This window comes from Mycoplasma sp. AC1221 (genome assembly GCF_054353815.1).
The window spans coordinates 12,807-27,062 of record NZ_JBTHHH010000016.1 but is presented as its reverse complement, the minus strand read 5'-3'; the positions used below and the strand labels follow the sequence as shown (position 1 = coordinate 27,062).

Here is a 14,256-nt window from a genome sequence, read left to right as displayed (position 1 = left end):
GATAAATTTATCAAAATTTAATAGGGTTTAATATATAGCATATGATAAGGTATAAATAAAGGTAATTTAAAAGTGTTTATATAAAAGTTTTCTCTAAATATTTTTTTGTTTACTAAAAGTTTTTAGTGTTCACCCCTACGGGGTGTATTTTGATAATTACTTAAAACAATTTTTGGTGTTTTTAAAATAGTGTGTACATTAGGTTAAAGTGTTTTTACCTTTTTTAAAAGAAAACTGAAATTTTAGAATATACTATGTATATTCTATTTTATAAATTTCATAGCGATGCCGTTAGGTATTTTAGCGTCGTTTTCTTGCACTTTAAAGTAGCGTGTACGTACACCCGTGTAATTTAATATCAAAGATATTAAATTTGATTGCTAAAAAAAGTAAAAATAAGGTAGAAAAGAATAAAAATAAATTTTGATAGGTCAAAAAAAAAGTATAATTATTCTACCGATAACGGATTATGTTATGTCCCTTAGTTTCTACGGTATCCATAAAATATAAATTTTGCTGATAAACTGTAATATAAAAAAACACACAAAAGTGTGTTATGGATGCTAATTAACTTGCTATTTCTTTTTCATAACTGCGGTAAATTTCTGAAACACTTTCCCCAACTAATGATGCATTAATTACTTTACCTAAAAATTCACCAAGTGAAACTATTTGCAATTTCAAGAACTTGTCTAACATTTCATAATTATCTATACTGTCTGTTACAATTACTTTAGAAACATCAGGGTGATTTTCAAAAACTTCAAAACCCTTGGTAAAAATTCCGTGTGTTGCAGCAACTATAACTTTTTTAGCACCATTTGCTTTTAAAGTTTCAACTGCTTTTAAAATAGTTCCACCAGTATCGATGATATCATCAATTATTACAACATTTTTATCTTTTACACTACCTAAAATCCCCATTACTTCTGTTTGATTTACACCAGTGCGGCGCTTATCAATGATACATATTTGCACACTTTCTGCGATTAATTCAGCTAATCTACGCGCGCGCACAGTTCCACCATGATCTGGCGAAACAACTGTAAATTTTTCTCCTGTTGCTTTCAGAGCTTTTGCAATCGGATATTGTCCTCTTAAATCATCAACTGGTTTATCAAAGAAACCTTGAATTGAAGGATTATGTAAATCCACACAAATTACTCTAGAAACACCTGCTGTTTGCAACAAATCAGCAACTAATTTGGCTGTAATAGGTTGTCTTCCACGAGCCTTGCGATCTTGACGAGCATATCCATAGTAACTTAAGCATACATTAATTGTTTTAGCACTAGCACGTTTCAACGAATCAATAAACATCAAAAGTTCCATAATATTATCATTTACAGGTCTTGATGTGCTTGCGATTATATAAACATCCTTATTTCTTACAGTTGGAGTCGAAACCAACATAACTTCACCATCAGCATATACAGTTCGTTCTACATTAGAAAGTGGTATATTAATAATTTCTGAAACTTTTTGAGCAAGTTTAAGCGAATTATGCATACCAAACAAAACAATATTATTATCCATTTTTCCTTTCATTATAATTTTACCTTATTTATATTTTAAACTAAAAGATAATTAAATATTGTGTTTTGTGTATTATATGGTGTAAACATTACCAGATAATTAGAAAAATTATGAAATTGATTATGACTTGATATATCAAAGAAAAAATTTAATAATGTGATAGATAAGTATATATAAAATAAAAATGTATAATTATTAAATATAAGGAATATAATGACAGACAAAAAGAAAAGTAATATTATGAAAAATGTGCTTATTGGTTCATGATTCGTCTTAGGCGCTGCTGGTGTTTCAGCTGCTATAGCAATACCGACACATAATTTAAAATATGTACAATCATTTCCAGAAGATGTAAGTAAATTACGTCAAACATATAAGCAGTTTTTAGATACTAAAATTAGTATAATTAATAGTAATCCAAAAGATACTGATTGAGCATTAAGTTTTGACACAAGAGTAAAAGGTTTTTATGATGACAAAAACCTTACTAATGATCAAAAAATAGCTAAACTTGATGCTTTATTAAAAGAACTAAACGATGGATTTATTGAAAGAAGTAAGAAGAAAAGTTTGGATTACATTGATAAAATCGGTAAATTACAACTACACGAAAATGCTTCTAACACTTTAAAAAGTTTTCAAAAAAGCATTGTAAATTTTTATAGAAACGAAATTCATAAAGCAACTTCTTTAAAATTAATTAATAATGCATATTTCGAATCATCATCAATGCAACAAATCCTAAAAAACCTTGATATCCTTGAAAAGAACAACAAAATTTCATCTGAAAAACTTAATGAATTGATATCAAATTGACAAAAAAATAAAGGTAATTTCGATAAAGTTGAAGTATTAAGAAAAGATATCTTAAATCTTGCTAAAGGAAGTTAAAATCTACTTTATAGTAGATTTTTTATGCTAATGGAGTAAATATGAGACATAGATGGTGAATAAAAAAATTTTTATTTTTAACATCAACTGCATTTATTGCAACTGCTATTTCATGCAGTCAACAAAATGATGATGTATCAACTGTTAAAAGATTAAAAGGGTGAGGAAATGATGAATTTGTCGCTGAAAACCAAAAAAGTTTGAATAACTTAAGCTACCAAGATGAATATCAAAATGCAAAATTTCAAGCTCCATTTATCGCTAAAGCAAAATCGAATGTAATGTATCAGTTAACTGTATATTCGTTTGCTGATGGAAATGATGATGGAATTGGTGATTTTATTGGTTTAACTAATAATTTGGATTACTTCGTGAATCTAGGAATAGACACTTTATATCTATCACCAATTCATCCGTCTTCATCATATCATGGATATGATGTTATCGATTATACTGCTGTTGCTCCTGAACTTGGTGGAATGCAAGCTTTTGATAATTTTATAACTAAGGCACACGAAAAAGGAGTTAGAGTTGTTTTAGATATAGTTTTAAATCATACATCTTATGAACATCCTTGGTTTCAAAAAGCTTTAGATGGTGATAAAAAATATCAAAAATATTATTATTTTTATGATAACAAACCAACAAACGATAAAGATTATGGTGAAGACAAAGATGTAAGAAAAATCTTTAAAAATATTAATTATCATCAAAACCCAAAACCTGATACAAATCTAAGATATGCAGCAAAATTCTGAAAAGGGATGCCTGATCTAAATTTAACTAATTCGGATGTTTTAAAAGAAATAGAATACATTCATAAATTCTGAATCAAAAAAGGTGTTGATGGTTTTCGTTATGATGCTTTTTACCATTATTTTGGTAGCGAAAATTCACATAAACCAACCGATAGTGATGGATCAAAAACATCCCAATTATTTTTTGATTGACGTGATGCATCTGATAAAGAAATTAAGCAAGCTATAGAAAATAATGTTGCTCGTTCTGATAAAGAAGTATTAATGTTCGGGGAATGATGAAAAAGTGTTTATGATGCATCAAAATATTTAATGTATGGAAGGTCAAATTATAAAGCTCTCGGAAGTGTCTTAGATGGAAATCATTATAAATATCAAATACATCCGTTTATTAATTCTGATGAGGAAAAAAACTTAATCAATTATCTTAACAACGATGAAGGTATGAGTTATTGATTACCGTTTTTAGATAACCATGATATCGATCGTTGAATAGCAAATTATAAAAAAAATGTAACAAAATCACCGTTAGGAACATCACATAGACTTAACAATCAAGAAAGAGCAGGTTATTTAGCGGCATTATTTTCTTTGCTTTCTCGTGGAGGGACACCTATTTTATATGATGGAAATGAAATATTAATGCAAGGTGGAGATAAAAGTAAAGGTGATGATAAAATTCGCGAAGCATACTGATGGAAAGATTTGCATAAAAGAGTTTATTTTAAGGATGAAAGATCAGGAAGTGATATTATTCAAACACAGGATTCAAAAGGTGAAGGATATGTTGAATCATTAGTTTCTGATAAAAACGGTGCATATGCATTAGTTTCAAAATTAATCCATTTACGCGAGCAATATCCATCACTTAGAGATCAAGATATAAAATATATTAAGAAACCATCAGACATTATCAAAAATGCATCAAATTATCCTAATAATTTAACCTTAAGAGATAACCATGATGGAAATTATTTATTAGTTGTATATAGTGACAATTTAGGTAGTTTTGAGATTAACCTAAAAGATGGATATAAATTTGATAAGGATTTAATCAATCAAAGTTTTCAAATGAGTGAAAAATCATTGAAAAGCGATTCACACATAAAAGTCGGAGTGTTTTTGATTAAAAAACAATAAAATTTCTGTTTATAATATAAATAACCTTGAAATATATTATTATTACACGAGATAAAAATACACTTTTGTTGCTTATATATGAGTTAAAAAGTGTATTTTTCTTTATTATTAACTTTATTAAAAATCAATAATAACTCTTCAACAAAACCAATTTATTTACAAAAAAATAAAATTGTTTTGTTGTAATCTATCTATAAATAAGTAAATTATGGAACAACTATCTTGACATATCAAGTTATCAAAGGAATTAATATCATATTTTCACAATTATTATGTGTTTTTTGTATTGCTATATTATAATTTAATCAGGATTATGAAGAAAAATATACATTTTTCAAAACCACCATTTAAAACTCGTTTTATGTGGTTTTGATTAGGTAAATTACCACTTGAACGCAAATATACTCCAAAAATCTTAGAATATTTATTTTTACTCTTTGCAAACATTGTTGTACTTATTATAGAAATTATTTTTATCCAAATTATTATCAATCTCAGTAAATCTCCTAATGTTTTTAATGTTGAACTTTTCAAAACCTTGCAAAATTATTGAGTACGTATAATGCTTGCTGTATTAGTAATAAATTATTTAGCGATTGCTTTAATAACTATTCATGTAATTTATATAATGTCAAAAACAGAATTTAATCACTGGATAGGTTATGTTGCTTGTATAAGTGGTTTGTTATTACTCTCACCAATTTGTATTATTTTTTCTTTTATTGCATATCAAAAAAATGAAATTGCATTTGAATAATCCTGTAATTACTTAACAATAGATAAGGAATATTGAAATATGAAAATAAAAAAAGCATTAGTTTATACAGGTGGATTATTATCGCTTGGAGCAGTAGGAGTTGCTGTTTCTTGTGGAACAAGTGGTTCAGCACAACAAGACACCGGAAAAGGTTCTAAGAAAATTTACATCGCTGTGGATGGAACACAAAAGGACTTTTACAATGAAGTTAAGAAACTTTTTGATGCTTCTGATTCACACACAAAAGATGGATTTACACTTGAATTTATTCAAAAAGGTGTTTTCGATGCATTAAACCTTGGTACACAAGGATTAAACGACCCAACTGTTCCTGATATTTTCTATTTACCTCAAGACCGTGTTACAGAATTTGCACAAAATAATTATTTAGCTGACTTAGATACATTCTTTGGAGATAAAGTAAACGATACACCAAAAGTACTAGATGATTTAAACAAAGTTGTATCGCTACCTGATGACCAAAAAGCCGATATTGTTAAATTCGGAACTATTAACGGTACACAAAATCAGAAACCTACACATAAATTTTTAGCAGTTCGTCATAACAAAGAAGGTCTTATTTTAGCTTCAAACAAAGATGAAGCAGACACAAGAACTGAACTTACAAATAAAGATACAGATACATTGAAAGAACTAGTTGAAAAAGGTAAATTAGTCTTAAGATTACAAGACTTTTGATATGGTAATGGTATTTTATATGGTGGGATTAAAAAAGCATGAGATTCATACACACAAGTGCAACAAGATCAATTAGGTGGAGATTCATTATCTCAATCATTCTTCCAAAAGAACTTATACAAAAATAATGAAGGACAAGTTTCTTCATGATTTGTAAAAGGTGATAAATGACATGGATTACTTAAAGATGGATTAAAAGAAGTTGCTAATGTTTTATATCCAATTATTCATGCAGCTTATGGAATGACACCAGAGGCATACAAAGAAACCGTTTGAGCTAAAAACGGATTAAGTCAAGGTGACTTACAAGCAATGTACGGAAGCGATATGGGTGTTGTTAACCAAACTATTTTTAGTGCAATGAAAGATAAAAAACTTGACTATGCATTAATTGGGACATGAGATGTTCAAAACTCAAGAGATGCAGCAAATGCACTATCATTCTTCAATGTAGTTCCTGTTGATGATGGAGCTCCATACATTCAGGCGGCCGGTGGTTGAGGTTATGGTATTTCTTCAAGAAACAACGGATCATCACCTGAAAGAAAGAAAGCACTTGAAGAAGTTTTAAAAGCAGCATTTAATTTCGATTCATACTATCAATACTTTAAACAAGATTCTAAAATACCTTATTCAGAAGCTCTATTTTCTAGAATGTCAGATAGAATCAAATCAGATAATACATCAGAAGAAACTAAGATACAAAATTTTGCAAAAAATTTAGGTTATGCTGATTTCAATGAACTTAATAGTAAACTAGCAACCGTTTTAAGTGAACTTAATGAATTAAAAGGAAGCTACGGAAAATGAGGTTTATGAGAATCAAAGGCTGATGAAAACAATCCTATCGCAGATGCTAACCAAGTTTCAAAAGATAAGATGAAAATTACATTCAATGGTTCAACTGAAACAAAAGCAAAAGTTGATGAACTAAATAATTCTTTGGTAAATGCATTGCCACTCAGAAATACACTTGCTGGATTAATGGGATTCACAACTAAATGAAGCGATGAATTAGTTGGTAGCACACCTGCACAACCATGACAGCTTGGTGCAGACAAGATGAAAGCAGGAGCATTTGCTACCTTAACAAACAAGGATAAGTTTGGAAATCTAGGTTTTGTTGATATGGTTCAAGATAAACCAGATGAAAATGGTAACAACGGAACATTCCACTTAAGAAAAATTGAACAATTTATTTTTGGTGTCAATGGAGATGACAATAGTCAAAAAGCCGCTTTAATTGCAAAGATTCAACAAGCGATGAAAGACAATAAACTCCATGAATTTGAAGATCAAGTATTTGCTCGTGCAAAATTCTTCTCTAATACTGCTGCTCCTACAACTGTTTCTGATGAACAAATCCGTAAAATTGTAAAACTTTATTTAGCTGGATTTGAAAACTTTGCTAAGATTTCAACTTTTGCTGATGATTTTATGTCATCTATGATGCAAAAGAAAGATGGAACATTATCTGATGTTACCATTGCTACCACTAAAAATAACATTGATGAATACAATAAATCAATTTCTGTAAACTTTGTGTTTAATGTTCTAACATCAAGCAAAAAACTTCAAGAACAAGGATTAGGTATTCTACAAGTCCAACCAACCAGATTTGATAACTCTAATCCAAACCTAAAAACTGTTTGATCAAATTGAAACGATAAGACTTTTGGTTCAGCAGAATGATACAGATCATTAGGTGATAAACTTCAAACACAAGATAAGTTTTTAAGTGCAATGGAAGATAAATTATCAGCTGATTATACTGAAACACTTAATGCAATAAATTCTGGTAACTTACGAGTTAGAGTAGTATTCAAATAATAAGTAAGCTAAATGTACAGTTATACTAAATATAAAATAAATATCGAAAAAAAACAGTTTTATATTTTACTAATACTATTAGCACTGCTTACAGCAGTGCTTCTTATATGGGTATTAATTCCATTCGGATATGGAATTAATACTGAATCGGTGCCTATTGAAATAAGAAGTGATGCAGATAAATTAAGTGAATTTGCAAAAAATCATGCCATCGCAACATTAGTTGCTTATATTGCAAATACCTTAGTTTTAGTTTTCTTTTTGATTTATTTACTACTTTTACGAAGTAAATTGAAAGCAGGATATATCTTTTTTACATGTTGGATTATTGTTTTTATTTTACTTACAGGTCTACCTTTTTTTAGGGGAACATCTTATATGAGTAACTTTCAAATAATAACAGGTACATTTATATCTATTTTCTCTTTTTCAACTGTTATTGCTTTATTTACATTCAGTATACAATATCATATTCAAAGAAAGCTTCATTATTATGAATGGGTTAAAATACACAAAGGAAAGGCAAGGTAATTTATGGAAAAATTAAAGCTGTACAACTGATACGGTGAATCATTCGATTCAATATTACCTCAGAGTGCCGGTAATCTTAAATCCTATAAAAAACAGATTAAAAATGTCTTCTTAAGAACACAAGATCGTATTAATAACCAACAAAAAATAGACAAAGATTTGTTCTTACGAGCAAGAACAAAACTACAAGACAACTTAAAACGCGAATTAAATTCGCACAAAGTTGCTTACAAAAACAAGATAATAGTTCTTAAAGATTCTATTAAGAAATTATCATTTTGTACCTCTTCTATTTCTTTGTTAAATTTTGAACTTAAAAAAATTAATGCACAACTAAAAGACATTAAATCATATGCAAAAGATTTTGTTTATTCATTAACAAAATCTGCTGATGATTTAGAAATTAAAGTCGAAAGTATTAAAAAACTACAGACTTCAACTCGTCTTTCAGAAATGCAAACATTTAAAAAATATACTATCTTTTCTATACTTAAACTTTATCTAAAACATGTTAAAGATACAGAATTTGATATCGAAAAAATACATAATTTATTGCTACCTAACGAACTTGCATATATCCAAAAATTAGGAGATTCAGCAAAAATATTCTTTAAAAACTTCTACGAAAGTCTAGAAAAACAAAGATTAAGTTTATTTGCTCGTCGTCAAGAATTAAAACATCAATATGAATCTACATATACTTTACAAAAAGAGTTATATACAAAAGAAAAAGAAAATATTATTCTTGAAAACAGACAAAAAATCCTACAAATCGAATATGAATACACAAGTAAACTGCAAGAACGAAAAAGTCAAGCTAAACAACAAAAGTTGCTTTCGTTAGAAAAAATAAAGCAACAACAAGAACAAATTTTATCAACTGAGGTTGCTAATAAAGCGATTGTTAAAGAAATTGTTGATAAATCAAATTTAGAAGTTATAAAAATTAAGCAATGATATAGATCAATTAAACCATTTTTTAAAGAACGAGCAAGATTGCAAAATTATAAAGACTTATATTCATTACTTTCAAAAAACTTCAATAACTTACCAAAAATTGATTTTAGCATAAAAAACCTAGATTTAAAAGGTTTAAAAGTTAAAAATAACAAAATTCTTAATATTCTTAATGCTTATCAAGTAACCAATGATTATCCTTTTGTTAATATCGCTTTAAAAGAATATTTAAATTTTATTAATGTTTTAAGAGTTCAAAATGAATTTTCAATATTGTTAAAATCCCAATATAAAAATCTGCTTGCAGATGCAAAAGTTAAATATACATATGAAGGTGAATTTCACAAGGTAGAATCAAAAGCATTAAGAGAAAAGTTTATTGATTATCGACTTACTCGCATTAAATATTGCGAAGAACGGATTAAATCAAAGGTTTCTTTATATAATCTTAAACACTTATCAAATCAAAGTCAAAACGGTTCTGAATCTACGAATCTAATGGCTGTAATTGATAATCTTATCCAAAAACTAAATAATAAAGATGTCAATCCAAATATTAATAAACAAGAAAAACCTATAACTGAATATCAAGCAGAAAAACAAGTTTTTGCTTCATCTAAAAAACTTTATAAAAAAACTTATAAAGAAAATATAGCAGCTTTAAAAGCAAAAATTAAGACAAAAGAAATTACTAAGGTAGCTTTCAAAAACAAGAAAATCGAATACAAAATCGACTATAAAGAGGCTGTTACAGAAGCAAAATTAAAATCAAAAGTTTTATCTAACAAAGAAATTTTGAAAACTTCATTTTGACGTGAATTCGCTGAAATGCGAGTTAATTCAAAAATATATGATAGCAAAATTAATGAAGCACAAAAATCAATACCAATTGAAACAATGAAAAATTTCAGATGACTTGCTTTAGTGCTTGGATTTATTTTCCCTGGTCTTTCTGAATTATTGTTCTTTAAACAATACATAAAAGGAATTTTACTTAGTTTAGGAAGCATCTTTTTATGAGCACTAATTGTTCCATTTTCATTTGGTGCTTACTGAGATAAAATGGGTGGAATTCCTGGTTTTAGCGACTTAGGAGCAGGCAAATTTAACCATGCAGAAGGTATTTTAACAGATGCTCGGATATACTTATTTGGTGGTGTTATAAGTGTTATTTTGATGGTAATAGTCATAATATACTTTGCTACATCATCGCTTAGTAGTTATCGGGTAGCAAAAAACTTAGAATATGGTTCTCGTCCAAGTAAATGATCACATACCAAAAGATGAATTTCGACAGGTGGATATCCCTGAGTGATCTCTATTTTAGGTTGAGTATTAATGCTTTTTGTGGTAGCTACACCTATTATTACATCAGTACTTGTTTCATTTACTAACTATGGTTTTGAGCACTATGCTCCGGCACAAACTGTCAACTGAGTAGGGCTTAAAAACTGAGGATATTGATGAGTATTTCGTAACACTGGTATCTTTAGTGGTTTAGGACGTGTATTTTATTGAACAGCAATATGAACAGTATTTTCAACCTTTATCCCTATTTCACTTGGTATTATAATCGCAATTTTAACAAATAACCAACGCATTAAGTTTAAAAAAATATTTAGACTTATTTATATTTTACCATGAGCTATTCCAGCATTCGTTACTTTATCATTTCTTAGATCATCATTTCAAGGTGGTGAAGTTGGATACATTAACAAAATAATGTTATCAATCGGACTACTAAAGGAGCCACGTAACTGATTAGGTGAAATCGGGACTGCTCGTGTATTGGTAATTGTGGTGCAAACATGAATTGCTTATGCATTTATCTTTATGCTTGTAACTGGTAATTTACAATCTATACCAAAAGATATTTATGAAGCAGGTGCTGTTGATGGAGCAAAAGGAAGACAACTATTCTGACATCTTACCTTACCATCGCTTCTTATTTCAATTGCACCGATGCTAATTGGTCAATTTGTTGGAGCATTTAATAATTTCACTACAATTTCTATTTTCACTGGTGGTGGGCCAAACTTTGCTAAAGCATCTGCATTCAATGAAGCATCAACTGATATTATTATTTCATTTGTCTTCAAAATCGCACAAGGAGCAACCAACATCCCAGGTGACCAAGCATTTGCTGCTGCCTTAACAACCTTTGCTGCTCTTATTTCAATTGCTATTGGTGCAAGAGGGTTTATTAAAACTATGTCAAGGAGAGATTAATGTTCGAAAAATGAAAACGCAAAAGATTTTATCAACATACCTTTGATAAAGTAAAAGTTCCGTATAAAAAATTAACTCCTAGACGAATTAATTTTAACGAAACTGATACCAAACCCTTAACAGCACTTGAAATATTCTGATTATTCTTTAACTACTTATTCTTAATCTTTTGAGCAATAATTATTCTCTTTCCAATAGTTTCATTAATTATTTCAGCATTCAATGTAAATAATGAACGTGTTGTTGCGGTTGTTCCATTTAAATTTGGTTGAGACAACTTCTCTTACTTATTCACCAGTCCTCGTAGCGACTTTTTGATTTGGTATAAAAATACCATCATAATTGCTGTTTTAACTATGGTGATATCAACTGTCGCTGTGGCATTAAATGGTTATGCATATTCCAGATTTAAATTCGCTGGATCAAAAAATTCATTAATGATAATTATGATGTTACAACTGATTCCAGCAACAACTGCTATTATTTCACTTTTCTTACTGGTTCGTTTAGGTAATAGCATTGGGATACCATCAATATTTATGTTAGTTATTATTTATTCTGGTGGAGCTATTTCAGCGAATACCTTTATGCTTAAGTCCTATTTAGATACCGTATCAAGCGAACTTGATGATTCAGGTAAAATCGATGGATGTAGCAACTGAGGATTATTCTTTAAAATTTTAGTCCCTGTTATTCGTCCTGCGCTTATTATGGTGGCTTTATGATCATTTTTAACACCATTTACTGATGTTATCTTACCTAAATTCGTACTTGCTGATTCAAAAGAAAAAACCTTAGCTGTTGGACTAGACCAATTCTTATCAGCTGAACCAAAACATGTTAATGCAGGAGCATATGCAGCTGGTTCGATTCTTGCCTCTATCCCTGCATTTGCATTATTTATGTACTTACAAAAATACATTGTCGGTGGTCTTTCAGATGGAGCCGTGAAAGGATAATATGTTTTTTAAAAAGAAAAAAGACACAAATAATTCTGTTGTAACAGAAGATAAATTAGATGATACAAGTGGTTTTGAAACCATCGATATTGACGCACTTGTTTCTGAAGTAGGTGAAATTTATGAATCAAGCAATGGTGCTGATATCAAATTAGTTAATATTTCAAAAAAATATGAAGGAAACGAAAAATATACACTTGAAAATATTAACTTAGATATTAAAGCTGGAACATTCTGCATCTTTTTAGGACCTTCAGGATGTGGAAAAACAACTTTATTAAGGATGATTGCTGGATTAAATTCAATTACTAAAGGTGATTTATTATTTAATAACAAAAGATATAACAACCTTTTACCTAATGAACGTAATATCGCAATGGTGTTTCAATCTTATGCTTTATACCCACATATGAATGTTTACAACAACATTTCATTCGGATTAAAAATCGCCCGCGAACGTAAAGATGTTATCGATCGTCGTGTTAAAGATGTTGCAAAAATTTTACGTATTGATGACTACCTTTACCGTAAGCCCCGTGATTTATCAGGAGGACAACGCCAACGTGTAGCTATTGGTCGTGCAATTGCTCGTAAACCACTTGTATTCTTGATGGATGAACCTCTTTCTAACTTGGATGCTAAATTGCGCGAAAGTATGCGTCGCGAAATAGTTAACATTCATCGTATGTTAAATACCACAAGTATTTATGTTACTCATGACCAACTCGAAGCGATGACAATGGGTGATCAAATTGTTGTTTTTAACGATGGAAAAATCCAACAAAATGGAAAAGGTAAAGATTTATACTTTAGACCCGCTAATATTTTTGTTGCTAAATTTATTGGATCACCTACAATGAATACTTTTGATGCTGTATATAAAGATGATTTATTGGTATCAAAAGATCAAAAAATTCAAATTAAACTTGATACAGAAACAGCTGCATTATTAAAAGAAAACCAAAAAGTAGTTGCCGGTTTTCGTAGTGAAGACCTAAAAATAAGTTATTCCAATGCTGAAAACCGTGTGTTAGGTAAAATTGCAAATATTGAATTAATCGGTAAAGATCAATTAGTCACAGTGCGGATTAATGAAGATATTGAATTTATTGTTAATGCTTCTAACTCTGAAGAATTTGAATTATATTCACATGTATATGTTGAATTTATCGTATCTCGCATCCACTTATTTGATAGTCAAAGCGAAGAAAGAATTAACTAATGCATAAGTATTTTGATACTAAAAACAACTATTTAGAACGTAAAATTTATTTAGCAATTATCTCTGTGTTTTTAGCAATTGTAATAATTTTGCAAGCAACCTTATACACTCGCTTTTATGCACAAATTCAACTTGAATATAACTACATTTTAAACAGCGATACAGCAGCCGGATTTACCCCTGCACAAGTTTATGCTAACTCACCTTCATATCAGTTAAAAGAAGTCTTTTGAAGTTTAAATTCAATCAGTATTTTTCTTTCATTGGTTGCTTTATTAACCTTGATTTATATGCAAGTTATGTTATATAAAAATAAATCAAATTCCGATAAAACATTTATTTACTTATTTGCTTTGATACCTGCTATCTTTATAGCTTTATTCTTTATAAATGCTTTACAACCAGATCAAACATTTAAAAATAATTACACACTTATTATAACTGATAATGCAAAATCATATACACCAATTCAAACAGGAGATTTACCTAGAATCAATTATACAACATCATGAATTGCGATGATTTTAGCATTTATATGTATTGTTTTAATAATAGTTGCTAAGAAAAGATACGGATTTGTTAAAAAAGATAAAATTTTAGCAGCCAAAGCTCATGATACACAAAAGTTAAAAGTTGAAATTAATGCTTTATTAAACAATTCAAAATAATATTTACCAAGGGTTTCCCTTGGTTTTTCTTAACCTGTCAAGTTTATACAAAAATTATTAATCCATTATGATATCATTT

Annotated in this window: 10 protein-coding genes; 9 read left to right on the top strand and 1 reads right to left on the bottom strand. The window is 29.1% G+C overall.

Features of this window, described 5'->3' with window-relative positions; genetic code table 4:
• Positions 1 to 567: 567 nt before the first annotated feature.
• The gene (locus tag ACXYRK_RS03285; RefSeq protein ID WP_458618049.1) at positions 568 to 1,536 is read right to left on the bottom strand and encodes a ribose-phosphate pyrophosphokinase; all 969 of its coding nucleotides are present in this window, start codon (positions 1,534 to 1,536) and stop codon (positions 568 to 570) included.
• 213 nt (positions 1,537 to 1,749) lie between these two features.
• On the opposite strand from ACXYRK_RS03285, the gene ACXYRK_RS03280 reads away from it, so the two are divergent.
• From ACXYRK_RS03280 to ACXYRK_RS03240, 9 genes are all read left to right on the top strand, one after another.
• Entirely contained in the window at positions 1,750 to 2,427 is a 678-nt protein-coding gene (locus tag ACXYRK_RS03280) for a hypothetical protein (protein WP_458618048.1), read from the top strand.
• A gap of 41 nt (positions 2,428 to 2,468) precedes the next feature.
• Positions 2,469 to 4,325, top strand: a complete 1,857-nt coding sequence (locus ACXYRK_RS03275) for an alpha-amylase family glycosyl hydrolase (RefSeq protein ID WP_458618046.1) — start codon at positions 2,469 to 2,471, stop codon at positions 4,323 to 4,325.
• Between the two features lie 313 nt (positions 4,326 to 4,638).
• Complete coding sequence (locus ACXYRK_RS03270; protein WP_458618044.1) at positions 4,639 to 5,082, top strand: hypothetical protein; 444 nt, start codon at positions 4,639 to 4,641, stop codon at positions 5,080 to 5,082.
• Between the two features lie 39 nt (positions 5,083 to 5,121).
• Positions 5,122 to 7,611: a hypothetical protein gene (locus ACXYRK_RS03265; RefSeq protein WP_458618042.1), complete on the top strand. Its 2,490-nt coding sequence runs from the start codon at positions 5,122 to 5,124 to the stop codon at positions 7,609 to 7,611.
• A gap of 12 nt (positions 7,612 to 7,623) precedes the next feature.
• Positions 7,624 to 8,142: a hypothetical protein gene (locus tag ACXYRK_RS03260; RefSeq protein ID WP_458614053.1), complete on the top strand. Its 519-nt coding sequence runs from the start codon at positions 7,624 to 7,626 to the stop codon at positions 8,140 to 8,142.
• A gap of 3 nt (positions 8,143 to 8,145) precedes the next feature.
• On the top strand, positions 8,146 to 11,328 hold the full coding sequence (locus ACXYRK_RS03255) for an ABC transporter permease subunit (RefSeq protein WP_458618040.1): 3,183 nt from the start codon (positions 8,146 to 8,148) through the stop codon (positions 11,326 to 11,328).
• Positions 11,328 to 12,287: a sugar ABC transporter permease gene (locus ACXYRK_RS03250; RefSeq protein ID WP_435128863.1), complete on the top strand. Its 960-nt coding sequence runs from the start codon at positions 11,328 to 11,330 to the stop codon at positions 12,285 to 12,287. Before ACXYRK_RS03255 ends, ACXYRK_RS03250 begins: the two co-directional genes overlap by 1 nt.
• Positions 12,268 to 13,509, top strand: a complete 1,242-nt coding sequence (locus ACXYRK_RS03245) for an ABC transporter ATP-binding protein (RefSeq protein ID WP_458615087.1) — start codon at positions 12,268 to 12,270, stop codon at positions 13,507 to 13,509. Before ACXYRK_RS03250 ends, ACXYRK_RS03245 begins: the two co-directional genes overlap by 20 nt.
• Entirely contained in the window at positions 13,509 to 14,177 is a 669-nt protein-coding gene (locus ACXYRK_RS03240; RefSeq protein ID WP_458614630.1) for a hypothetical protein, read from the top strand. The genes ACXYRK_RS03245 and ACXYRK_RS03240 overlap by 1 nt, the downstream gene beginning before the upstream one ends.
• Positions 14,178 to 14,256 lie beyond the last annotated feature (79 nt).